This window comes from Paenisporosarcina sp., assembly GCF_057785155.1.
The window spans coordinates 161,153-184,581 of the sequence record NZ_JBYNRN010000047.1; the positions used below are offsets into that span (position 1 = coordinate 161,153).

Annotated in this window: 27 protein-coding genes and 1 other annotated feature; of the genes, 12 read left to right on the forward strand and 15 right to left on the reverse strand. The window is 36.8% G+C overall.

What is annotated here, in order from left to right; translation table 11 throughout:
* Window positions 1-142: 142 nt before the first annotated feature.
* Window positions 143-1,990 (forward strand): asparagine synthase (glutamine-hydrolyzing), encoded by a 1,848-nt coding sequence (gene asnB, locus AC3EA5_RS17115; RefSeq protein WP_488609413.1) that lies wholly within the window; start codon window positions 143-145, stop codon window positions 1,988-1,990.
* 93 nt (window positions 1,991-2,083) lie between these two features.
* Here asnB and AC3EA5_RS17120 read toward each other — a convergent pair whose 3' ends face one another.
* Both AC3EA5_RS17120 and AC3EA5_RS17125 read right to left on the reverse strand, forming a co-directional pair.
* Window positions 2,084-2,848: a MerR family transcriptional regulator gene (locus AC3EA5_RS17120; RefSeq protein ID WP_488609414.1), complete on the reverse strand. Its 765-nt coding sequence runs from the start codon at window positions 2,846-2,848 to the stop codon at window positions 2,084-2,086.
* Between the two features lie 347 nt (window positions 2,849-3,195).
* Entirely contained in the window at window positions 3,196-4,038 is an 843-nt protein-coding gene (locus AC3EA5_RS17125; RefSeq protein WP_488609415.1) for an aldo/keto reductase, read from the reverse strand.
* A gap of 514 nt (window positions 4,039-4,552) precedes the next feature.
* On the opposite strand from AC3EA5_RS17125, the gene AC3EA5_RS17130 reads away from it, so the two are divergent.
* Window positions 4,553-4,789, forward strand: a complete 237-nt coding sequence (locus AC3EA5_RS17130) for a hypothetical protein (RefSeq protein ID WP_488609416.1) — start codon at window positions 4,553-4,555, stop codon at window positions 4,787-4,789.
* On the opposite strand, the gene AC3EA5_RS17135 is transcribed toward AC3EA5_RS17130, so the two are convergent.
* The 3 genes from AC3EA5_RS17135 to dacB all read right to left on the reverse strand — a co-directional run bounded on the left by AC3EA5_RS17135 (window position 4,778) and on the right by dacB (window position 8,660).
* Window positions 4,778-5,497 (reverse strand): YebC/PmpR family DNA-binding transcriptional regulator, encoded by a 720-nt coding sequence (locus AC3EA5_RS17135; RefSeq protein ID WP_488609417.1) that lies wholly within the window; start codon window positions 5,495-5,497, stop codon window positions 4,778-4,780. The two genes, AC3EA5_RS17130 and AC3EA5_RS17135, sit on opposite strands and share 12 nt — an antisense overlap.
* Before the next feature lie 142 nt (window positions 5,498-5,639).
* Window positions 5,640-7,031: a bifunctional metallophosphatase/5'-nucleotidase gene (locus AC3EA5_RS17140; RefSeq protein WP_488609418.1), complete on the reverse strand. Its 1,392-nt coding sequence runs from the start codon at window positions 7,029-7,031 to the stop codon at window positions 5,640-5,642.
* 135 nt (window positions 7,032-7,166) lie between these two features.
* Entirely contained in the window at window positions 7,167-8,660 is a 1,494-nt protein-coding gene (gene dacB / locus AC3EA5_RS17145; RefSeq protein ID WP_488609419.1) for a D-alanyl-D-alanine carboxypeptidase/D-alanyl-D-alanine endopeptidase, read from the reverse strand.
* 430 nt (window positions 8,661-9,090) lie between these two features.
* Here dacB and AC3EA5_RS17150 point away from each other — a divergent pair, with 430 nt between their 5' ends.
* Window positions 9,091-10,827 carry a methyl-accepting chemotaxis protein gene (locus AC3EA5_RS17150; protein ID WP_488609420.1) on the forward strand — a complete coding sequence of 579 codons (1,737 nt, stop codon included), beginning with the start codon at window positions 9,091-9,093 and terminating at the stop codon, window positions 10,825-10,827.
* A gap of 95 nt (window positions 10,828-10,922) precedes the next feature.
* Here the strand turns inward: AC3EA5_RS17150 and AC3EA5_RS17155 are convergent, their stop codons facing one another.
* Window positions 10,923-11,162: a hypothetical protein gene (locus AC3EA5_RS17155; RefSeq protein WP_488609421.1), complete on the reverse strand. Its 240-nt coding sequence runs from the start codon at window positions 11,160-11,162 to the stop codon at window positions 10,923-10,925.
* Window positions 11,163-11,398: 236 nt separating this feature from the next.
* Between AC3EA5_RS17155 and AC3EA5_RS17160 the strand changes: the two genes are divergently transcribed.
* The 3 genes from AC3EA5_RS17160 to AC3EA5_RS17170 all read left to right on the forward strand — a co-directional run bounded on the left by AC3EA5_RS17160 (window position 11,399) and on the right by AC3EA5_RS17170 (window position 14,398).
* The gene (locus AC3EA5_RS17160) at window positions 11,399-11,953 is read left to right on the forward strand and encodes a GNAT family N-acetyltransferase (RefSeq protein ID WP_488609469.1); all 555 of its coding nucleotides are present in this window, start codon (window positions 11,399-11,401) and stop codon (window positions 11,951-11,953) included.
* 1 nt (window position 11,954) lies between these two features.
* Window positions 11,955-12,767 carry a DUF2785 domain-containing protein gene (locus AC3EA5_RS17165; protein ID WP_488609422.1) on the forward strand — a complete coding sequence of 271 codons (813 nt, stop codon included), beginning with the start codon at window positions 11,955-11,957 and terminating at the stop codon, window positions 12,765-12,767.
* An 85-nt stretch (window positions 12,768-12,852) separates the two neighbouring features.
* Window positions 12,853-13,124: a binding site (T-box leader), on the forward strand.
* A 62-nt stretch (window positions 13,125-13,186) separates the two neighbouring features.
* Window positions 13,187-14,398 (forward strand): MFS transporter, encoded by a 1,212-nt coding sequence (locus tag AC3EA5_RS17170; RefSeq protein WP_488609423.1) that lies wholly within the window; start codon window positions 13,187-13,189, stop codon window positions 14,396-14,398.
* Between the two features lie 63 nt (window positions 14,399-14,461).
* Here AC3EA5_RS17170 and AC3EA5_RS17175 read toward each other — a convergent pair whose 3' ends face one another.
* The 3 genes from AC3EA5_RS17175 to AC3EA5_RS17185 form a co-directional block, all read right to left on the reverse strand.
* Entirely contained in the window at window positions 14,462-15,184 is a 723-nt protein-coding gene (locus AC3EA5_RS17175) for a ZIP family metal transporter (RefSeq protein ID WP_488609424.1), read from the reverse strand.
* 204 nt (window positions 15,185-15,388) lie between these two features.
* Entirely contained in the window at window positions 15,389-15,826 is a 438-nt protein-coding gene (locus AC3EA5_RS17180; RefSeq protein ID WP_488609425.1) for a hypothetical protein, read from the reverse strand.
* Between the two features lie 69 nt (window positions 15,827-15,895).
* The gene (locus tag AC3EA5_RS17185; RefSeq protein ID WP_488609426.1) at window positions 15,896-16,525 is read right to left on the reverse strand and encodes a histidine phosphatase family protein; all 630 of its coding nucleotides are present in this window, start codon (window positions 16,523-16,525) and stop codon (window positions 15,896-15,898) included.
* Window positions 16,526-16,613: 88 nt separating this feature from the next.
* On the opposite strand from AC3EA5_RS17185, the gene AC3EA5_RS17190 reads away from it, so the two are divergent.
* Window positions 16,614-16,799, forward strand: a complete 186-nt coding sequence (locus AC3EA5_RS17190) for a hypothetical protein (RefSeq protein WP_488609427.1) — start codon at window positions 16,614-16,616, stop codon at window positions 16,797-16,799.
* 2 nt (window positions 16,800-16,801) lie between these two features.
* Here the strand turns inward: AC3EA5_RS17190 and AC3EA5_RS17195 are convergent, their stop codons facing one another.
* The 5 genes from AC3EA5_RS17195 to AC3EA5_RS17215 all read right to left on the reverse strand — a co-directional run bounded on the left by AC3EA5_RS17195 (window position 16,802) and on the right by AC3EA5_RS17215 (window position 19,307).
* Entirely contained in the window at window positions 16,802-16,957 is a 156-nt protein-coding gene (locus tag AC3EA5_RS17195) for a hypothetical protein (protein ID WP_488609428.1), read from the reverse strand.
* A gap of 16 nt (window positions 16,958-16,973) precedes the next feature.
* On the reverse strand, window positions 16,974-17,180 hold the full coding sequence (locus AC3EA5_RS17200; RefSeq protein ID WP_488609429.1) for a helix-hairpin-helix domain-containing protein: 207 nt from the start codon (window positions 17,178-17,180) through the stop codon (window positions 16,974-16,976).
* 9 nt (window positions 17,181-17,189) lie between these two features.
* A complete protein-coding gene (locus AC3EA5_RS17205; protein WP_488609430.1) occupies window positions 17,190-17,357 on the reverse strand; it encodes a hypothetical protein in 168 nt (55 codons plus the stop codon).
* 22 nt (window positions 17,358-17,379) lie between these two features.
* Entirely contained in the window at window positions 17,380-18,516 is a 1,137-nt protein-coding gene (gene dnaN, locus AC3EA5_RS17210; protein ID WP_488609431.1) for a DNA polymerase III subunit beta, read from the reverse strand.
* Between the two features lie 194 nt (window positions 18,517-18,710).
* Window positions 18,711-19,307, reverse strand: coding sequence for an NlpC/P60 family protein (locus AC3EA5_RS17215; RefSeq protein WP_488609432.1), 597 nt, complete (start codon window positions 19,305-19,307; stop codon window positions 18,711-18,713).
* Between the two features lie 255 nt (window positions 19,308-19,562).
* Between AC3EA5_RS17215 and AC3EA5_RS17220 the strand changes: the two genes are divergently transcribed.
* Together AC3EA5_RS17220 and AC3EA5_RS17225 are read left to right on the forward strand one after the other, a co-directional pair.
* Window positions 19,563-20,015, forward strand: coding sequence for a GNAT family N-acetyltransferase (locus tag AC3EA5_RS17220; protein WP_488609433.1), 453 nt, complete (start codon window positions 19,563-19,565; stop codon window positions 20,013-20,015).
* A gap of 14 nt (window positions 20,016-20,029) precedes the next feature.
* Window positions 20,030-20,368, forward strand: coding sequence for a hypothetical protein (locus AC3EA5_RS17225; protein WP_488609434.1), 339 nt, complete (start codon window positions 20,030-20,032; stop codon window positions 20,366-20,368).
* A 91-nt stretch (window positions 20,369-20,459) separates the two neighbouring features.
* Here AC3EA5_RS17225 and AC3EA5_RS17230 read toward each other — a convergent pair whose 3' ends face one another.
* Entirely contained in the window at window positions 20,460-20,804 is a 345-nt protein-coding gene (locus AC3EA5_RS17230; RefSeq protein WP_488609435.1) for a zinc ribbon domain-containing protein YjdM, read from the reverse strand.
* A gap of 200 nt (window positions 20,805-21,004) precedes the next feature.
* On the opposite strand from AC3EA5_RS17230, the gene AC3EA5_RS17235 reads away from it, so the two are divergent.
* From AC3EA5_RS17235 to AC3EA5_RS17245, 3 genes are all read left to right on the forward strand, one after another.
* Window positions 21,005-21,559, forward strand: coding sequence for a YdhK family protein (locus AC3EA5_RS17235; RefSeq protein ID WP_488609436.1), 555 nt, complete (start codon window positions 21,005-21,007; stop codon window positions 21,557-21,559).
* Between the two features lie 277 nt (window positions 21,560-21,836).
* Window positions 21,837-22,400 (forward strand): sigma-70 family RNA polymerase sigma factor, encoded by a 564-nt coding sequence (locus AC3EA5_RS17240; RefSeq protein WP_488609437.1) that lies wholly within the window; start codon window positions 21,837-21,839, stop codon window positions 22,398-22,400.
* Window positions 22,397-23,425 carry a DUF4179 domain-containing protein gene (locus tag AC3EA5_RS17245; protein WP_488609438.1) on the forward strand — a complete coding sequence of 343 codons (1,029 nt, stop codon included), beginning with the start codon at window positions 22,397-22,399 and terminating at the stop codon, window positions 23,423-23,425. The genes AC3EA5_RS17240 and AC3EA5_RS17245 overlap by 4 nt, the downstream gene beginning before the upstream one ends.
* Window positions 23,426-23,429: the final 4 nt, after the last annotated feature.

The window sequence follows — 23,429 nt, forward strand, 5'->3', positions numbered from 1 at the left end:
TCTATACTAATTATTTAATTGTTCACTATATTATGACAAAACACAATGCTTTTCCTTAGGAATTCTAAATTTTTCATCATATTAAAGATACTTTGCATACATTTATAAGATGAAGGTTTTTGATTAGAGAGGATGAAGTTCAATGTGTGGCATAACTGGATGGGTTCATTTCCAGCGTGATTTATCGCAACAAGGACAAATGATTGAAAAGATGACAAAATCGTTGGCAAAACGCGGTCCAGATGATGAAAATATGTGGCTCGATCAACATGTGGCTTTAGGTCATAGAAGGTTAACGGTAGTTGACCCCATTGGTGGAAAACAACCGATGACAAAAGATCATCAAAACCGTAGATATATCCTTAGTTATAACGGTGAATTATATAATACGGAAGACCTTCGAAGTGAATTACTTAAGAACGGTCATACATTTTCTGGCCATTCTGATACGGAAGTATTGTTAACCTCTTATATTCAATGGAAAGAAAAATGCGTGGATTATTTTAATGGGATTTTTGCATTCGCGATTTGGGACTCGCACGAACAAAAGCTTTTTGTTGCCCGGGATCGCCTAGGTGTGAAACCACTATTTTATGCCGAACGTAACGGCGGTTTCATTTTCGGCTCAGAATTAAAAGCAGTGCTCGCTCATCAAGATGTTTCACCTTCGATTTCTACTACTGGATTGGCTGAATTACTAAGTTTAGGTCCTTCCAGAAAACCAGGTTCTGGTGTGTTTGACCAAGTCAATGAATTAAGACCCGCTCATGCACTTACGGTATCCCGTCAAGGATTGCGGGTTTGGCGATATTGGAACGTAAAGAGTGAAAGACACACAGATAGCTTAGAAGAGACAGCTGAAAAAGTCCGTTTTCTAGTGACTGATGCGGTGGAGCGACAACTCGTCTCAGACGTTCCACTTTGTACATTCTTATCAGGTGGCGTTGACTCAAGTGCTATTACCGCCATCGCTGCTAATCATTATAAGCGAGAAGGATTAGGACCGCTTCATACGTATTCCATAGAATATGAAGGAAATGATACTCACTTTAAAGCGAATGACTTTCAACCAAATGATGACACGCCTTGGATTAAAAAGATGGTGGAAACATGCGGGACCACTCACCATTCATCGATTATTACACAGGAACAGCTCATTCATGAATTGACGGAAGCAGTACATGTTCGAGATTTACCTGGCATGGCCGACGTTGACTCTTCCTTACTTTGGTTTTGTCGTGAAATAAAAGAAGACTTTACAGTGGGACTTTCAGGAGAGTGTGCGGATGAAATCTTTGGTGGATATCCATGGTTCCATCAACACGCGGATTTGTTTGGGAAAGGGTTTCCTTGGATGCGGTCAACACAGGAGCGTTCAACTTTATTGAAAGATGGATGGCAACAAAAGCTGAAACTTGAGAATTTTGCCTCACAAGCGTTTTCAGAAGCTGTAAATGAAACGCCTAGACTTGATGGAGAATCTGAAATTGATGCAAAACGTAGAGAACTATTCTATTTAAATATGACTTGGTTTATGACCACATTGCTAGACCGGAAAGACCGCATGAGTATGGGAGCTAGTCTTGAGGTACGTGTACCATTTGCTGACCACCGATTAGTGGAATATGCGTGGAATATTCCTTGGGAAATAAAAATGGCTGGAAATCGAGAAAAAGGCATTTTGCGAAAAGCGTTGGAAGGGTTATTACCCGACGAAATCCTCTACCGTAAAAAGAGTCCATATCCGAAAACGCATAATCCATACTATACAGACCAAGTTCAACTTTGGTTGAAAGATATATTAACGGATAAGAACTCCATTCTTCACGAAATCTTCGATCGAAACCGTTTAAATGAGCTTGTCGAATCAAAAGGCAATGCATTTAAAACACCTTGGTTTGGTCAATTAATGACTGGTCCTCAACTACTTGCTCATTTAGCACAAATGCATGTGTGGTTTAAGGATTATCACATTCAATTGATTGATTAGCATCTCAATAGCCTTGTAATGTTGCTTTAGTCATCCTACACTTCAATCAGTACAAAAAGAGTATCGATGGTTTCAACACCGATACTCTTTTTGCTATTGAGTCATTCCCGTAAATATATAGATGGCATCTCTTAAAAATGCTGCTGTTCCAGGTTGTTCTTTGTCATAATAGGCAGTGAATCGTTCGTCATCCACATACATTTGGGCAAGCCCTGCATGCGCTTCTTTACTATATTCATTCCAATAAAACATAAGCCACTGTTTGTGTAGTTCAGCCACATCTTGCGCAAGCGCACTCGACGGGTCACCCTGCTTAATAGCTTCCGCTAATTTGTCCGTGATTTCTTGTGTCAGTCGAGTCACTTCATCGTGTTGTGCTTGACTCATGTTCTTCACTTTAGCATTCGATTTGTTTACCGTCTCATCACCATACTTGTCTCGAATTTCTTTACCATATGTCTTTTCGTTATCATCAATTAATTTTTGTTTAAAACCTTCAAACTTTTCTTGGTCACTCATGGTCATTGTCCCTTCTTTCGTAGAAATTGTTTTTTCCACATTGGCAATCAACTGATCGAGTTGTGCTCGCTTGTCGAGGAGTTGGCTTCGATGGGTACGCAATGCTTGAGTTCCATCAAAGGATGGCGAAGTGATCAATTCTTTAATTACTTCAAGCTTGATTCCTAATTCACGGTAAAACAGAATTTGCTGTAGTTGATCGACTTCTTCTTGCCCATAGATTCGATACCCCGATGAATTGATTCTCGCCGGCTTGAGAATATCCATTTCATCATAATACCGCAGTGTCCGAGGACTCACTCCCGCTAACTTACCTAGCTTTTGCACCGTATATTCCATCCTGTCACCTCCTGACTCCTTCACTTTACACCTTCACGTAACGTCAATGTCAAACATCTTTTTTCCAATGAAAAACGGAGCGGTATGACAGCTTTAGTCACTAGTTAAATTGTTTGGTTTTCGTGAATTTTAGAATAGAGGTGTTGAATCCTTGAATAGGATTGATGGAATCGAGAATCACATAATCCAATTCGAGAATAGGCCTAACGAATCCTTGAATGCACCATGCGAAATCGAGAATAGTCATTTTTTAAGCATCGCCATTAGGCATGTTCTTTCAAAGTTGAAGACTTATCTCTCTTTACCTTTAGAAAAACACCACTCGCCTAAGCGAATGGTGTCATGGGTTAAAAATCAAAATTATCAGGGTCTGGACCTGTACGTTCATTTTTATTCAAATCATCAATACGTTTCATATCTTCATTTGATAGTTCAAAATCGAAAATAGAAGCATTTTCAACGATTCGACTTTCGTTAATCGATTTAGGAATGGTTACCACTTCATTTTGTAAATCCCAGCGTAATATAATTTGTGCAACTGATTTATTATACGTCTGTGCGATTTCCTTTAATGTAGGTTCTTCTAACAGTTTCCCTTGCATTAATGGAGACCAAGCTTCAAGTTGTATCTTATTTTCTTTACAGAATGCTTGTAGTTCTTTTTGCGTTAAGCTTGGGTGATATTCTACTTGATTGACCATTGGAACGATCTCCGCATCGGCCAACACATCTTTTAAATGATGGATGTGGAAATTACTAACGCCGATCGCTTTTACTCGGTTTTCTTTATAAATCGTTTCTAAAGCACGCCACGTCTCTTTGTATTTCCCTTCAACTGGCCAATGAATTAAATATAAATCTAAATACTCAAGTCCAAGTTTTTTCAAACTATCTTCATAAGCAGCAAGAGTTGTTTCGTAGCCGAAATCTGAATTCCACACTTTAGATGTAATAAATAAATCTTCTCTAGAGATTCCCGCTTCTTTTATTCCTTCGCGAATCCCTTGTCCCACGCCCTCTTCATTTTTATAAATAGCAGCTGTATCAATACTTCTATAGCCATTTTTAATAGCAGTTTTTACGGCATCAATAACACTTGGTCCTTCTTCTACTTTAAATACGCCTAGGCCGAACCATGGCATTTCCACTCCGTTATGTAAGGTAGTGGTCGCTTGTAAATTTGTCGTCATATGAGTCGTCCTCCTTAAAATTACGTTAGGAGAAAGTATAGCAGTTTAAAAATTAATTTTGAAGAAAACGCACTCGAGTGGGAATATAAGGGACAAGCATTGACATTTTGTCAGATATGTGTCAAAATAGTTAAGTTAACAAGTAAGGTAGCAATTAAGATTTGAAATTCTGGCATCTACTAGATGTATTTGATTAAACTTATTCACACTGGCGCGACTATAGGGTCGCAAGGACGTAAAAGAAGGTAGGGTTTACGTTGCTTAAGGAACACACCCAGTGGACAAATGACCGCGGCACGGAAAGCAAGGAACACTTTCTTAGGAAATTATTCCCCGAATAATCGGGATGAAAAATATCATTCAGAGCTTTATGTTATCTTATTAATCAAAGGGACATGTCTTAAATGGCATGTCCCTTTTCCAATTCTCATTTAATTAGCTGAATCTACAATTTGAACAATTACGATGAATATCATAAGCTAGAGAAGTAAGTATTTCTAAAGGAGTGGAAACGATGGCAAAATCGAATGCTAGAAAAAAGCGTGCTCACCAGTTGCGTAACACAGGCCGGGATGCTTCTGAGTTTAGAGGACAACATGTGATGAGTACTCATGTTAGAAAAACAAAATCCAAACAAGAACAACTGTGTATGACAGCACAAAAACACAAAAAGCAATTCCGCGGAGGTTACGAACCATACGGAATTGCTTTTTATTATGATTTTAATCGCTTCAAGGTTTTATTCGCCTAAATCGACGTTATGATACACCTGTTGTACATCTTCTAAATCTTCAATCGCATCAATCATTTTCTCGAATTGAGCTTGTGTATCTGCTTCAAGCGTAATGTCATTTTGAGCTAACATTGTTAATTCAGCTACTGTGAAATCAGTAATACCTACGTTTTTGAACACTTCTTGAACAGCGTGGAATTGATCGGGTTCTGCATAAACAATGACAGACTCCTCTTCTTCCAATACGTCACGAACATCTACGTCAGCTTCTACTAATAGTTCAAACACTTCATCAGCTGATTTTCCTTCGATCCCAATAACAGCCGTTGCATCAAACATGTATGCTACAGAACCACTCACACCCATGTTCCCGCCATTTTTCCCAAATGCTGCACGAACATCAGATGCAGTACGGTTTACGTTGTTTGTTAAGGCATCTACGATGACCATCGAACCGTTTGGACCAAAACCTTCATAACGTAATTCATCGTAACTTTCTTCTGATCCACCTTTAGCCTTCTCAATGGCACGATCTACAATTGTTTTTGGAACGCTATATGTTTTAGCTCTTTCTAAAACGACTTTCAGCGCACGATTCGATTCTGGATCTGGCTCGCCTTGTTTTGCAGCTACATAAATTTCACGACCAAATTTTGCATAAATTCTACTTGTATTTGAATCCTTTGAGGCTTTCTTTTCTTTAATATTATTCCACTTACGTCCCATATCTGTTCACTCACTTTCAAAATAAGTCTCGATTTCACTATCGAATAAAACATGTTCATTTCTATTATTCTCACTGTTGAATTATACACTAACAGGTCAATACTTTTCGAGTCCTATTATAAAACTGGCAGTCTACCTGTAGTTATACCTTCACTGGTGTAGCCAATTTCCATCGATTCAAATAGGCTTGTTCAATAAATTCACTTCGATTAGCATATGCACGAATCACATCTTTAATCTCTTCTGCTTGATACTGATCATTTCGATTGTTAGCTAATGAAGGGTAACCAGATCCTCGCTGTAAATAATCTGAACTTGCAACTGAATACCAACGGTCGTCTTCAAGAGATTTACCGTCTAGTATGACATCATGAATACGTTTTCCATCATGCACGACTTCCGTATTACTTGAAACGTGCAGACGTCCGGCAAATTTGCCTCGGAAACCTGGACCTCTCCCATCTGCTAAACAAGTTTGGGCATCAAGTGCTTGTTCCAATGCCTTTTTAATGTCTTTACCTAATACTTCAAACGTCGTCGGATTCAGCGGAGAAGGACAGATTTCAATCAATTTTTTATTTGAAACGTCATCAAACAATCCTGCGTTCGCAATCCCACTATTCATTAAGCCAATTTCGCATTCCAACAAATCTCTTAACCCATCTGCAATTAGATTCGTTAAAGGATTCTCTCCGATCACATCATGCCACATTGGTTGTGTAAGCTTATACAACGGCTGACTTAACGCTTCGATTGCTTTTTCTTTATTAACTTTTAAAATATCCAAAATTCGTTCATCCGCTTCTACACCATTTGTTTCCATTGTTGCTGAATGAAGAAGCGAGACTTGTTGATCTTTTAATTCAATATCGACAATCCCTACATACTCACCATATTTTCCAGCACTATTTAAAATGGTGCCTTCTATTATTTTGGCTTCTTTGTAGAGCTTGTGATCATGAGCAGACAGAATGACATCTAATTCTGGTATTTCTTTTGCTAATTCATCGTCTGCGAAAGTACCTACATGATTCAACAAAATGCAAATATCATATTTCCCTTTATTGCGCTCAATTTCATTCACAATTGCCTCTTTGTACGAATGCATATGTACGCCTAACCCCTCGTTGAAAACACCCATATCTGGCGATGATCCGGTGATCAAAATACGCAGGTTGTTCTTGTGAATGATGACACTTGGGAAGACACCTTTAATCGCGCTTAAATCTTTTTTCACTAAGTTATTACTGATAAAAGGCAACGAACTATTACTCGCCATGTATTCAAGTGTATGGATGCCGTTAAACATTTCATTATTACCTATGGTCAGAGCATCGTACCCTACTTCCTCAAGAAGCTCGATAGCCGCCATTCCTTTTGTACCTTGTAGTTCAATACTTCGGAAGTCCGCAAAATCGCCACCATCTAAGATTAATGTGTGTTCTTGAGTCGATTGTTTAATAAGCGTGGATGCTTTAGCGAACTGATTAAAGTGGCTATGTATATCATTTGTATGGAGTATTCTAAGTCTCATGTTGTTCCCTCACTTTTCTTCTGCATGTATATGCTATTCTATATTACCGTTTATTTCCCTTTAATTGGGACGAAACGACATAACAAAAGGCTGCATCATTTCTCTTGAAAAAGAAATCATGCAACCTCATTTGTCTTAATTAGTCGTTTTAGAATTAGCAATTGCTGATGCCATTCGGTCGATGACAGGCACGGTGCTAGACTTTGTGTTTTGAGTTTGGATGGTGAATATGAGCCACTCGCCATCCTTCGTTTTCGCATAACCTGCTAAGGCACTAACATTATCCAAACTCCCTGTTTTCGCAATCACGTTGTTTTTTGCAGGCGCTAGTTTTAGTCTCGTTCTTAATGTCCCACCAACAAAACGATCATAGCCACCAGCGATTGGCATTCCTCTTAAGAAACTGCCATACCAAGGTTCAGAGCGAACTTTATGGAGCAATAAAGACAATTGACTAGATGGAATTTTATTCGCATGGGACATCCCTGATGCGTCTTCGAATACCAATTTGTTCACGTCAAGACCAACAGACCCTGCATATTCCCGCATAACTTTTAAGCCATTATTCCAGCTTCCAACGCCATACTTCACTTTACCCATTTCTTTCGCAAGCACTTCAGCATGCGTGTTATTGCTTAGTTTTAAGAAAGGAACCATCAATTCTTTCACAGTCATTGATTTTTTAGAAAGTAATACGCGCGCATTTTCAGGAACTTTTCCTCTCAACACTTTTGATGTGGAACTGAACGTAATTCCTTTTGAGGCCAATGACTTTTTGAATACATCTAACGCGTAGGCTGTCGGATTTGAAACAGCAATCCACTCTTTTTTACCAGCAGTCGCAATTGGTGCATTCCCTGTAATCATGATTTTGTTCGTGCCATATTCACGTTCGATTTTCAGTGTATTTTTATACCCTTTAGGTACAGTTTTGGATTTATTAATGACGCGCACAATATTTGTAGCTGGAGTAAGTGTCACTTTAGCAACTCTTCCATTGACTGAAGGTTTCGCTTCCACAATGACTGACCCTGCATCATAGTCCGCATTCGGTGACAACGTTAGTGCTGAAATTTGAGCCGCATAATAATACGATTCATCTTCCTTTGAAATACCTGGTGATAATCGTTGAGTATCGTACCATGTATCGTCGCCAATTAGATGCCCAGAAACTCGTTTTACGCCACGATTAGCTAAAGTTGATGCAAAATTATCAAAATCTCGTTTCAATAAAGTCGGATCACCTTTTCCTCTCAAGTACATATCACCTTTTAAAGTACCACTTTTAACAGTGCCGTTTGTTAAAACATCAGTAGAGAATCGATAGTTTTCACCTAATGTTTCTAAAGCAGCAGAAGCGGTCAAAATTTTTAAAGAGGATGCTGGCGTAATTCCTTTGTCAGCATAATATTGATACACAATTTCTCCGTTTGATGCTTTTCGAATCGTTACACTTGAAGCTGCAGCTTTCATTCGACTATCTGTCATGATGCTATTAATGGAATTCTTTAAGCTTGAATACGAAGTAGCTGCTTGAACTGTCGAAGTTTCTGAAACAGGTGTTAATACCATTCCACTAAACATGATTGCAGTAGTGAGACCAATTAATATTTTTCGTCGAATTTTCACTTCTTACCTCCTGAATTTACATAATTACCTATTATTTTAGCATGAAATTATCAGATAATATTGTTTATTATGACCTATGTATAGAATATAGCCAAATTGCCCAAAATCTCGACGTTTTACAACTTCTTGGAAATAAATCAATTTCATCTAGTCATTTAGACTATTTTAGTATGACACCAGTCCAATGTTCTATGTACAGTTGCTGACTATTAAACTTGTCATTTCGAATCTTAAAGTTGGAATTTTTGATGCTAGTATTGGAATTTTTTAAACTAATGTTGTAGTTTTGAACGCTAATATTGTAATTTTTTCATGTAAAGTTAGAATTTTAAGGATTTAATATCCATATTTATTTTGAGAATCTGTAAAATTAAGTGAAATTTTGTCGAAATAAGAGTTGAACATATATACATACAAATGAGGGTGGATTATGAAAAGTATTAAATCGAAGCTGTTTGTTGTTAGTTTTTTATTTTTACTCGTTCCTAGTTTAATTTTAGGGACAATCAGCTACACTTCAGCAAAAAATGGATTAGACGAAGCTGGAGAACAATCGATTAAAAATGCCGTTACTCAAGCTTTGCAATTAATTAATGCACTAAACGAACAAGTAGAAGCTGGAAGTTTGCCTTTAGAAGAAGCTCAAGAACAAGTGAAAGTCTATCTTTTAGGGGAAATGGACAGTGAAGGTAAACGTCCGATCAATAAAGACATTGACCTTGGTGAAAACGGATATTTTGTGATTTACGATGAAAAAGGTCTTGAAGTTGCTCACCCTTCCATTGAAGGTCAAAATATGTGGGATGCTCAGGATAAAGAAGGCAAGCTTCTTGTGCAAGAACAAATTGCAACCGCGGTAAATGGCGGCGGATTTACAACTTATTCATGGAATTACCCAAACAATGAAAACAAAATTGGTCAAAAGATCATGTATAACGCGTTTGATGAGAACTGGGGATGGGTTGTAACAGCTGGTTCATATATGGATGACTTTAATGAAAGTTCGAATAGTATCTTATGGACGGTTTTATTCACAGTTATTGGCTCATTACTAATTGGAACAATCTTGATTTATTTATTTGCCAACCACATTTCAAAACCAATTCAAGCTGTCAATAAACAGCTGGCTGAATTAAGCGAAAATAACATGACCGTAGAAAATCTTTCATTTAAGCGAAAAGATGAAATCGGTCAGTTAGCTTCTAGTTTGAACCGAATGAAAGAAAATTTACATCAAATGATTGCACAAATTTCAAATGTTTCACACGCTCTTGCAGCTTCTTCCGAACAGTTAACCGCGAGTGCGGAAGAAACGAATTTGGCGACAGAACAAATTGCTGGATCCATTCAACAAATTTCTGATAACGCTATACAAGAGACACAAATGGCTAAAGTTTCAGAAAGCACAGCTCAAACAATGGCAAGCAATTTAGAAACGATTCAACACCATGTTGAAGATGTCTCAAAATCAGCAAATGATTCCTATGTAAAAGTACAACGAGGAAAAGAAGAAATTCAACATTCATCGGACAAAATGCTAGAAATTCAAGAAAAAACAACACAAGCTGCATCTGCGATTCATGAATTAGGAAACAAATCCAATGAAATCGGAAACATTGTTGGCTTGATAACAGACATTTCCACACAAACAAATTTACTTGCACTAAATGCAGCAATCGAAGCTGCTCGTGCAGGCGAACATGGTAAAGGGTTTGCTGTAGTGGCTGATGAAGTTCGTAAACTTGCAGAAGAATCGAATCGATCGGCTGCTCAAATTAGCCAACTAGTTGCAGACATCCAAGTCGAAATTAAACAATCTGTTCAAACGATGGCTGAGGGTGAAGAAAAAGTTCAAGAAGGTATCGTGTCCATTGAAAGAACTGGACGAGAGTTCGAACAAATTGAAACATCGACCGATGAAATCGTAAAAATTGCAAAAACGGTTTTAGATTCCGTTAAAGATGTAAATGAAGGCACTGAAAAAATGGTGAAGGCTGTTTCAGATACGACTCAAATGGTCCTTCAATCTTCAGCTGAAGCTGAAACGGTTGCTGCCGCATCTGAAGAACAAAGTGCTTCTATTCAAGAAGTTGCTTCTGCCTCTGCTTCACTTTCAAAAATGGCTGAAGAACTTAGTGGGATTGTTAGTAAATTTAAGCTTCACTGATATTTTGAACAATGATAAAGCCACATTCTTCCATACTCATGGGAAGGCTGTGGCTTATTTAATGATTAAGTATGTATGGCTTACAAATATGGTTATTACTCTGGTAATCTTTTTTCAAAACGCATGTATGAATATAGTCGATAGCCCAAAATTAAAAACAACAATAGTCCCGCAAACCTCATAGGTCCTTCCAAAAAGACAGTAGCTCCAATACCGACTAATGTTGCAATGACTGTTGTTATATTTCCAGCTACTCCATTAATCGGCTCATTGCTCACAACTAGAGTTCGCAATCCTTTTAAATCTTTCGCATAGCAATCCTCATGAAATGGCACAACCTCAACATAATCGTTGTCGTGACTAGGTCTCCTTGAAACTTAATCTCTTTTCCACATTTTTCACAATACACACCTTTATTCACCTTTAACTCCCCCGAGTCGATCTTTATTTTTTGAAATAAAAGATTATCAAATATTCCAAACATTCATGTGCTAATATTATCACTAGGGTCATAATTTGGAAAACATTACAATATAAAAAGGGACTTGAGATCGTGGAACAGATTAAAAATATGTTATTGGCTGAAACAGAACGACTCATACTCAGGCCATATCAAATAGAAGATTATGCAAATTGGTTGAACCAACATAACGAACGAAAAGTCGCTCAAACCAAGTATGATAATGGTTATTCGGACATGTCCTCTTACACTAACGAGTCATTTGGCAATTGGATTGCCGATTTTCATCGGCGTGCATTAAAAGATGAAATGTATGTACTTGGTGTTTTTCGAAAATCGGATGGCGTACATATTGGTAAAATCGAGTTATTTACGATTTTAAGAATGGATTATCAATGGGCAATGATGGGTTATTCCATACATAATCAACATTTGGGAAATGGGTATGCGACTGAAGCTGTGCTTGCTGCCAAGCAATTGTTTTTCGACCAACTCGAATTTCACCGTATTGAACTTCATATCAATACAGACAATCACGTATCCGTTAAAGTAGCTAAAAAAACAGGGTTTCAATATGAATGTACAAGAAAGTCTTTCTCATACGAAGAAGATGAGTGGAAAGATTTCTTGATTTATTATCAAAACAAAGAAAAAGAGGAACGATAAAATGACTACTTACATAGCTGATCTGAAACGTATCATCTCTGGTGAATCAATAGAAATTTCTAATGAATTTTTGGATAAAATGATTGAGAATATAGGCTCTGTAGACCCCGTATTAAGAGATGAATTAAACTACAGCGCGTTTTGGAAATTAATAAACAATGAGCAATTGTCTAAACAACAAATAGAATACATTTTGACGTTATTATTGAATCAAGATTTGTTAATGGTTGATATAGAAAATCCATTAAGTGATGCTGTCTTCACTCGCTCATTTACTGTTCTATTTTTTGCAGCCATCTTACATGTAGACGCCTCAAAAAAGATTGTAGATAAGGAATTAGTTAGACGAACAATTGATGCTTCCCTGCAATATTTAATGAAGGAACAAGATTTGAGAGGATTCGTTGAGAAAAAAGGCTGGGCACATGCCGCAGCTCATGGAGCAGATTTATTGGGATCAATTGCTAAGCATCCATTTAGCACCGAAGAAGATGCGCTGAAAATATTAACTAATATTCACCAAGTCTTTTCGATTGCATCAGGGTTTAAAGATGATGAGGAAGAAAGAATTGCCCGCTCCTTCGTCACCCTTTCACAACACCATCTGAATGAGTCTCAATTAAGTGAATGGCTTATGGATCAAGCACAGACTTTAAAAGAAATAAAAAATGACACGAATAAATTACAATCTTACTATTCTTTACTCGCATACAAGAATTTTTTAAAGTCTACTTATTTTCTTCTCGAAAGAGAAAATATTCACAAGTCTTTGCAAGATACGATAAAGGAACTCGTTAAAGAAATTATGTATTAAACCAACAATTGGAATGGATACTATTTTCGAAAAAAATAAAATTTCTCTATACAAATTATTTTTACATATGCTATGATTACAAAAATTAACAGCGATGAAGAGAAGAGTAAGTACATCATTTTCTTTAACAGAGAACCCTGGTAGCTGCAAAAGGGTAAGAAAAGATTTACCGAAACAAGACTCCGAGCTTCACATAGGACCGGTAAAACATATGCATTTACTGGAGATTGTGTGACGGATGCTCCCGTTATGAAGCTATAGTATACGCAAGGTTTTCTTGCCGTACTTGAAAAGGTGCTGATGGTGACATCAGGACAAACTGGGGTGGTACCACGACATGTTGATCTCGTCCCCAAGACAAATCGTCTTGGGGGTGGGATTTTTTATTTTGGTTCAATAAACATGTCGGAGGGATATATATGTTGAATAAAAACAAGAAAGCCTTAGTTATGTATTTAAGTGCAGTGGGCATTGCAAATGTTGGTGGTTGGATCTATTTATTAACCGTTAATCTACTGGTATTTGAACGAACGGGGTCAGCTTTTGCTGTTGCGGGCTTGTATATGATTAAACCCTTTGCCTATATGTTGGTTGGGTCTTGGGCTGGAAGTGTGATTGATCGAACGTCTACGAAACATTTGATGATTTTCTTAGATATTGTGAGAGCTTTCCTTGTTCTATCCATTGCTTTTATGGATTCAATTTGGATGATCTATGTGTTTGTGTTGTTCATTCAAATGGCGAGTGCGACGTTTGAACATGCTTCTTTTAGCTATATGACGAGACTACTGCCAGAGCATGCTCGATTAAGATTTAATGCTTTACTCAGTTTTGTTTATTCTGGTGCATTTGTTTTAGGACCTGCTTTAGCTGGAATTTTGTTTATATTAGGTACTTTAGAAATGGCTTTATTCGTAAACGTCGGTGCTTTTTTAGTTTCAGCTGGTCTTACTTTGTTGTTACCTAATCTGATATCGATTTCTACTGAGTCTAAACGAGTAAGTTTTCAGGCTATCCGTACCGATTGGGGATTAGTTTGGAACTTCAGTAAAATCGCCTTGCCTTTCGTAGTCGTTTATATGGGCTTTCAAGGTGTGATGCTCTTAACTGCAGCACTCGACTCCATGGAAGTAGCTTTCGCAAAAGAGGTGCTTCATTTATCGAATGCTGCTTATGGTTCCTTGGTTAGTGTTGCAGGAATTGGATTCCTTATGGGAGCAGCATTAACAAATGGGCTTGTCCGAGTTCTATCAGCTAAACAACTGATGAGTGTTGGAACACTCTTCGTTTCTTTCGGTTACCTTATCTACAGTCTTTCCACGACTTATTTGGTGGCAAGTATCGGATGCTTTGTACTTTGCTTTTTCCTTTCACTTGCCAATACCGGATTCATTACGTTTATACAAGAGCATATACCTGTTGATATGATGGGTAGAATATCGAGTTTGTATGGCATGGTTTCTCACTCCATTCAACTTCTTGTCGTGTTGGTTATGGGGATATTCGCAGAATGGTTTTCTGTAAAAGAAGTGGTGATGATGGGGTCTGTTTTCATGTTAATTGTGGCGTCTTACTTAACGTTCACTGTGAGTCGACTAAAGTATGAAACCGAACTTGTTTCATCCTCGTAGAAAGAATTACCTATATCAACATAAAAAAAGCAGCTGATTTTTTCAGCTGCTTTTTGATTGCTATTAAATAAAAGAAAAATAAATGCCGATGAACCCAAATCCAAGAAGAGCTAAAATGAACATTTGAAAGGATGGTATGATTCTAACAGCTTCAACTAATATCTCTTTAATGGTAACCATATAAATCATTCCAATTGATAGACTCATTAACAAGGACCACATTAAGGGGTTATCTATCCCTAGCGTGTGTCCTACAAATGCTCCCGCTCCAACCGGTAATGATACGAGGAAAGTAAGTAGAATACAAGTTCTTTTTCGTATACCTGCCATAAATAACGGCGTGAAAACAATAATCCCCTCAGGAACATTGTGAAGCAACACGGTTTGAAGAATGGCACGTGTAATATCAGGATCAGACGTAACACCCAAACTTATCCCAATCGGAAAATTATGTATGGCGATTCCAAATAACAGCATTAGACCAGTAAAGAAAGCAAAACTATTCTTCCCTTTCTTTCTTCGACTTATTATGAAAGCTGCCACCCGGTGTAAAATAACGAACATAAAAAGACCAAGAAAAACGCCAAGCACAACTGTCCACCAGTTACCCATCTCGATTGCTTCAGGGACCACTTCAAAACTGAGCAAACCGAGAATTAGCCCACCACAAATACAGTAGATGACATCTGTACGGTTTTCGAGCCCTTTCGTAAACCACGCGATGAATCCCCCGAGCCCAAAACCAACCATTGTCAACAAAGTTCCGCTCACCCAAATAGAAGACATCTCATCATCCTTAACCTATCTGTCTATTTAGGTTATATGGATTCACGTTTCGGTTTATGAATTGGAGTTGGAGACTTTAACAACTTTTTCTCGCCACTACTTATAAGGCTCTAACGCGACTAAAAATCCAAGAAACGGTTGAAACAGTTATAGTACCTCTGATAAAATACATTTTCGCTTCCATTTTTATGAGGAAAAATAGAATTACTTCTTATAAAAAAATTGACCTGTATCTGGATTAAAAATAATATTATACTCTTTGTCATTTTTTTCAGTCACTCGAAATGTGTAAAACGCTCTAGAATCGAATGGATTATATTTTTCTCTATACATGGCTGTATTATCTAATCTTTCAAGTTTGATAATCTCATTATTTTCAAGCAGAATTTTTGTTTCAGACTCTCCAATGGTATAAGAAGGTAGAGAGAAATAAAAAATGAGAAAAATGAATCCAATCGATGAAACTAATGCGGAAGTTTTTAACTTTTTTTCAACTGCCACTGCTACGAAAACTGCTAGAGCAGGTAAAAGAGCAACCATACGCATTACTCCGTTAAATAATACGGAATTCATTATAAATATCGGCGTAATAATTGATAGGAAGACAATTATATTTACAACTTGTTTATTTTTAATTTCCACTAACATCACCCACCTTAAAAAAGTCAAGAAACAAGGGTACGGTCATGTAGAACTATTCTTAAACATACATTACCTTGAAGTTTCCATAGAGTCCTCTATTCCAATTAAATGTTCTTGTTTATTTAAAAACCAAACAATTCGTTTTTGATTCTTTGTTTCTATCAAGTGAATCCCCGTATCTCCAGTTGGGTAAATAAATTCCGTATTAATCGGTTGACGAAGAAAGCTGTTGAGTAGATGTGAAATGAGTCCCCCATGAGAAACAATCACGACGAATTCCCGATCTTGATAATTAACGAGAATCTTGTTTAATACATTTTCTGCTCTAAAACGAATGTCTAATTCCGATTCCCCATCTTGAATGGGTACATGAATGGGTCTCCCTCCTTCAGGCAAGGGATATTTAATGGCAGCTTCTTCTCTCGATAGTCCAGCTAATACCCCATTATTGAATTCCTTCAATAGTGGTTCTTCAATTAGTTCACAGCCTATTTTTTCGTTCAGGATAGCAGCTGTCTTCCTAGCTCTCTTCAAAGGACTTGTCAGTATCAATGTCGGGGAATACGTTTCCGCTACATACGTTGCCATCAATTCCGCTTGTCTCTCGCCTAAAGAAGTTAAAGGAAAATCAGCTCTTCCTTCATGTACACCTAACAAATCGGCTTCTGATTCTCCGTGTCTAATAAGTAATAGCTTCATTTTGTCTCCTTTTATTCCTAATCTTCCAATTTAATGTTAAAATAAAATTAGCTAAATATTCTGATATTTAAAGAGAGGAGGAATTAGGTTGATGTGGATTATTGTTGGTTCAATTGTGTTTTTCCTTTTTGGAATTGGCGGGTTTATTGAATGGCGTAGAAAGAGAATAAATAATCATCCTCATATTTCGACGTCTTCGGCTACAAGACCAGGTGAAAGTCAAAATTATACGATGGGTAGCCAAGAAAATGTTTCAGGAAACATCGGTCAATAATTTTAAAACTTAGTGTAAATGAATGCCACACCATAAAAAATGACTCCGATAATTCCAATTGCTAAAGAAATGACTAAAAATCCATAAATAAATCCACGAATAGAAGCAAATGCATCTAAGAATAGATTTTTGGTCATAACTAATAATTTTTCCATCATTACAACACCTCTTTTTTTATGACTCGTCCGAAAAAGACAAACCCTTTTCAAAAAGGGCTTCTCTTAGACGTTCAGTCGCTTTAGGACCCACCCCATGCAGCTTCATTAATTCCTTTTCACTAACTTTAGCCACTTGCTCCAGTCGTAAATAACCGGCTCCTTCAAGCGCTCTGTTAGCAGGTTTACCAAGATTTTGAGGTATATCACTTTGTGTCAATGTCATACCTCCATCTTATAATCCATTAGAATCTTTTCTGCCAAGTTTTACGGAAATTTCTTTTAAAATTCTATTTCTCTCTTTTTGAGTTTTAATGATGGTTATAGCCACCCATACAACAAACCCGATGACGGCCACATAAAAAAATAATCCTAAAAATGACATGAATGCAAGTTGAGTCATTTAACTTCCTCCTTTTTCAAAATCAATAGGTACGAACAGGTACGATTAATTGTAGGATCGCTTCGTCGTTTACTGGCTTCAAAATAAACGGTCTCATGGGACCTGTAAATTCGATCGTCACTTCTTTACCTTCCAATGATTTGAGTGCATCCATCATATACTTAGCGCTAAACGAAATCTTTAACTGTTCTCCAATAAGGGATGTGGTTTGAATTTCCTCTTTCACCTTTCCAACTTCCGGTGAGTTTGAAGATACTTCTACCATATTTTCTTCATTTGATTTTACCTGAACAATATTATTCCGTTCTTCTCTTGCCAATAATGAAGCTCGATCTATTGCCTGAAATAAAGATTTTCCATTCATCGTGACAGTTGTTTCATATTCACTTGGAATGAGACGTGAGGTATCAGGAAAATTCCCTTCTATCAAACGAGAATAGAAAAAAACAGTTTTTGTTTTAAATAAAACTTGTTGTGGTGTAATAGCAATTTGAATAAGTTCAGTAGAATCTCCAATTAATTTACTTAATTCATTTAAACTTTTCCCTGGAATAATGGCACTAAATGATTCTTCGACTTCATGATCCAGTTTAATGATTCTTTTAGCTAACCGATGGCTATCCGTTGCTACACAGATTAATTCATCATTTTTTATTTGCCAATGTACACCCGTCAAAACTGGACGACTTTCTGATGTTGAAACGGCAAATACAGTTTCTCGAATAATGGATTTCAAAACATTCGCCGGCAAATCAAACCGGTACTCATCCTTAAGTTCAGGAAGCAATGGATACTCTGTCGCATCAAGTCCCAACACGTGAAATTCTGATTTACCCGACTGAATATGCGTTTGATAGTTGTCATTTACTGTTAAATCCACTTCGTCTTCTGGCAGCTTTCTCATGATTTCATTAAAAATTCGTGCAGGCAAAACAATCGATCCTTCTGTATGTATATCGATAACTGGATTTTCATTATCTACTGACTCAATGAACGTTTGAATGGCCATATCTGAATTACTGCCCGTTACTGTTAGACCCGCGTTGTTTAGATCTAATTTTATTCCTGTCAAAATTGGAATCGTCGTCTTGCTGCTGATTCCTTTCATGACATCATTTAATGCTTGCAATAGACGGTCCCGCTTCATTGTAAATTTCATTTTCATCCTCATTTACTATGTATTTTTATCCGTGACTAAAAATTGAATATTTCTACTTTTTTCTAGTATACACTTAATTTACTAAATCATTTTCAACTTTTTTATGTAAATGAAACAGAAAAACGCTCAGCTTGTAGAAGTCTACTAAGTTGAGCGTTCGTTTTATGTTTTAAATTAACTTTAACACTTATGTATTAAATGACTCGCTGTGCCCACATGAATTTCTGTTGAGTCCATGGTCCCCAAATCGTGAAAATCTCTACGCTTTTCGCGGAATTCAGATTGCTAATCCACAGCCCATTCCCCATATAGATACCGACATGTGAAATGGTTTTCCCATTGTTTGCAAAAAACATGAGATCACCTTTTTGCATATCATTGAACTTTATTGGTGTACCTGTATGCGCTTGTTCTCCACTTGTTCGAGGTAACTGAACTCCAAATTTAGCGTAAATATGTTTTGTCCAGCTACTACAATCAGCTTGATAAGGTGCAAGTGTAGAATCAGCTCCATATACATACTTTGTTTGTGTTTCAAGTGCTTTGGCATAATCAATAATGTCGTTAGCCTTATTAGGTGTCCTTACAACTACGGATTGGCCAATATTTAACTGATTAATATTCGCGATCTGTGGGTTTAAAGAACGTAGATCTTGAAAATTCATTTTGTATTTCCAAGCGATGTTTCCTAATGTGTCTCCCTTTTGAACTTGATATCCAGCTGATGCACTAGTTGAAATTGAAAAGGTCAAAGCTAAAGAAAGTAAAGAAATTCCGATGCGTTTTTTCATGCTGATTAATCTCCTCTAACATTCATATCATAGATTTTGGCAAAAAGAATATTTATTAATTCTTCTCCTTTCCTAATCCTATTTTCAAAATTCTCAGTATTAATAAATACTTTTCACGAGTATAGCATGGGAACTTCGGTAGAAATCGTGGTAATTATTGCCTTGAATCGGGACCTTAATAATTTTTTTATTTCTATTGATTAACAAAAATTGTATGCTAAATAATAGTACATGATAGATTGAGAGGAACTTAATTTGCTACATTTAGTTGAGGTTACTAAGGATAATTGGAGAGACGTCATTCGGTTAAGAAGCGCAGAAGATGAAGTCAATCGACAATTTGAAAGGTTTATTGCTTCGAATACAGTTTCGTTAGCGCAAGCAAGTATCGAAGGAACTTGGACAACACGCGCGATTTATCATGACGATCAATTAATTGGCTTTGCTATGTATGGGTATGCGGAAGAATTGGGCGGCTATGAAATTTGCCGATTAATGATTGACTATACGCAGCAAGGTAAAGGCTACGGGAAGCAAAGTATGGCCCTCATTCTTCACGAGTTAAAGAAGATTGAGGATTGTAAAGATGTTCTCATATGCTTTGAACCAGAAAACGAAATCGCTAAAGCACTATATGAACAAGTTGGATTCCACGATACTGGCCAAATGACACATGGAGAAATGGTGTATAAATTATCTTTTAAATGAGGAAGTGAAACTCGATGACAATGGAAGAAGGAACCATGGGATTATTAGAAACAAGTATCTTTATCATCTTGGCTATTTCCATAATGATTGTTATTCTTTTATTCATATCCAAAAACAGAAAACCATATCGAATGGCATATGGATTTGTTCTTGGCCACCTCGTATTCCTAACCTTGGCAATGATTCCTGCTCTAGCAGCAATCAAGTTTAATGTAAATCACCCAATGGCTTCAGAAGAAACTACCCTGTTTTTCGGAATAGCTGGTGGTTTATGGATTATTAGCATGGTTTTTTTACTTGTAGGATTGGTGAAGTTTTCTAAGGGGAACAGTAACTTAGTAGGTTCAGATTAACTACCGTCGTAATCTTTGAACAATACTCTAGAAGACAAAAAGAAAGCTGTGAACTTATCGCTCACGGCTTTCTCTGTTTAAGTGGGAATTATTAACCTTTTTTAACAAACTCCGATTTCAATTTCATTGGACCAAATCCATCAATCTTGCAATCGATATCATGATCGCCATCTACTAAACGGATGTTTTTCACTTTAGTCCCGATTTTCAAAACAGATGAACTTCCTTTTACTTTTAAATCTTTGATGACTGTAACGGAATCTCCATCAGTTAAAACATTTCCATTTGCATCTTTAACGATTTTTGTTTCTTCACTATTTTCAGTATCTCCAGCTAATGTCCACTCATGTGCGCATTCTGGACAAACTAAATGGCTTCCATCTTCATACGTATATTCTGAATTACATTTTGGGCAATTTGGTAAAGCAGTTGTCATGTCATTTCCTCCATTGTTGCATATCTAATCGTTTATGTTACATATCCACCTTAAGTATACCTTTCTTACCCTCAAAAAAATAATGGTTTCAAAACTTTGATGTATATTAGTAGTAGGTTTTCAACTACAATATAAATGTTAAAATGTGTAGCTGTAAAAAATCCGGGTATACTCGGAATATAAAAAGGAGTGTTTCATGAATGAAAAAGATACCAAAACATTTACTACTTGCACCGGCTATTGCCCTACTTTTAGGAGCATGTTCAGATTCACAAACAGATCATGACAACATGGAAGATACAGATCACGAAAATATGGAAATGGATCATTCTTCTTCTGGTGAAGTGCCAGAAGGATTGAAAGACGCAGAGAACCCAACATTTGAAGTTGGTAGCCAAGCTATGCTTGAAACCGACCATATGCCAGGAATGAAAGGTGCCGAAGCAACGATCGTCGGTGCTTTTGATACCACAGCGTATACTGTTGGATACACTCCAACGACTGGTGGAGAAAAAGTAACCGGTCATAAATGGGTGATTCATGAGGAACTTAAAGATGTTGGCGAAGAAACGCTTGAGCCAGGAACTGAAGTTATCTTAGAGGCAGATCACATGGAAGGTATGGATGGTGCTACAGCAGAAATCGAATCAGCAGAAAAAACAACGGTTTATATGGTTGATTACACTCCTACTGATGGTGGAGAGAAAGTAACAAATCATAAATGGGTTACTGAAAGCGAACTTTCTTCTAAATAAGATTCTACAATTCGATATGAAAATCATTAGAGCTTGTTCATTTATTGAACAAGCTCTTTTAGAAGCAATAACAGAAAATGTTTCAAATCTTGAATAACATCATTATCTCAATAAGCAGCACTAATATGAAAGGAATCCATAGTAGTTAGTTACTATACTGGATTCCTTTTTATTATGACGATTATGTTTAAAGGCTAAAAATATTTGAGAGTTTTTGTCAGCAAACTTCGATATAGTTATTGAAAAAGCTTTTTCGAATAAAAAAGGAGTTTAAAATATGCGAAGTAATAATAAAAATTTCGTTACTCGATTGCAAAAGCAAAAAGAAGATGCACTCGAATATGTAATCGAACATTTCTCCGGACATGTAAATGCCATTGCTTATAAAGTTCTTTCAGGAATTAGTAAAGATACAGTGGATGATTGTGTAAGTGATGTCTTTTTGGCTATTTGGCAAAATTCTCGTCAATTCAAAGGAGAACCAGAAGACTTTAAAAAGTGGATTGGTATGATGACGAAATACAAAGCAATTGACCTTTTTAGGAAGCTTGAGAAGCAACAAGCACGGGAACATAGTGATGATTTACTTGAGCACAGCACAAAAGGCGATGACTTGCAGGAGCAACTCGTAAAAAAAGAGGAGAATAAAGAGCTATTGCTAGCTATAAGTAAGTTAGAAAGTATTGACCGGGATATTTTCATGATGAAATATTATTTACAACTATCTACCAATGAAATTGCGGAAGCACTTAATTTATCTAAAGCCGCTATTGAAAACCGACTGTACCGTGGAAAGAAAAAATTAGCAACGACGATTCGATTAAAGGAGCGATTAATATGACGGACAACTATAAAGATTGGCTACGTATTGATGTAGAAAATATAGAACCAATGAATCTGTCTAATTCTCAAAAGTTCGAAATAAAACGGAACATTTTAGCTCAAAACCATAAAAAGAAAACCCATATGAACCTACGTCATTTAGCTGCCGCAGCAATTATTATTGCAAGTGCCGTGACCGCTACTAGTTTTACATTCCCTACTTTTGCTGCTCAAATTCCATTCATGAAAAATATTGTCGACTACTTTGATAACGAAAACACGGTATATGAAAATTATAGTGTTCTTGCGACTGAGATTGAACAAACGCAAACGAGTAATGGAACATCCGTGATGATTGAAAATGCTTTATTCGATGGAACTTCACTAACTGTTTCATATGCGATTGAAACAAAAGTCGATTTGGGCCCTAGTGCTTATATGTCAAACTCTTTAGATATCAAAGATGCAAGTGGGTTTAGCGGTTCAGGAACTCTTCAAAAAATAAGTGATATGAAGTATGTAGGAATAGAAAAAATAACTCCACATTTTGAAAAGAATATTCCAAATGAATTAGAAGTCTCTTGGCAGCCAAAATCTTTTATTGATCATTTGAACAAGACTGAAGTCAAAGGAGACTGGGATTTCAATTTTACAATTTCAAGACTTGATAACGACGTTCAACTTGTTAATCAATCCATCACAAACAATGGTGTCACTGTTTTAGTCGAGTCTTTAGAAAGAAATGCCCTTTCGACTGTTATTAAATTCCAAGCCGTTGTAGAAGAAGATATCTTAAAACAATGGCCGTTTGTCTCCGTTCAATTTGGCACGGTTAAAGATGATCTTGGGAACACGTATATCGTGGATGGAAATGGAGGAACAAGTCATGACAATGGTGTAACTTTCAAATCGAGTGACACGATTAAATCAATTGCTCCCAATGCAAAATCACTTATTCTTACTCCTATTGCCCACTTCTCGATAGGTTCAGGAAAAGGGCTTGAAGCGAAAGAAATGGATTCTATTACGATTGATTTAGAATAGAATG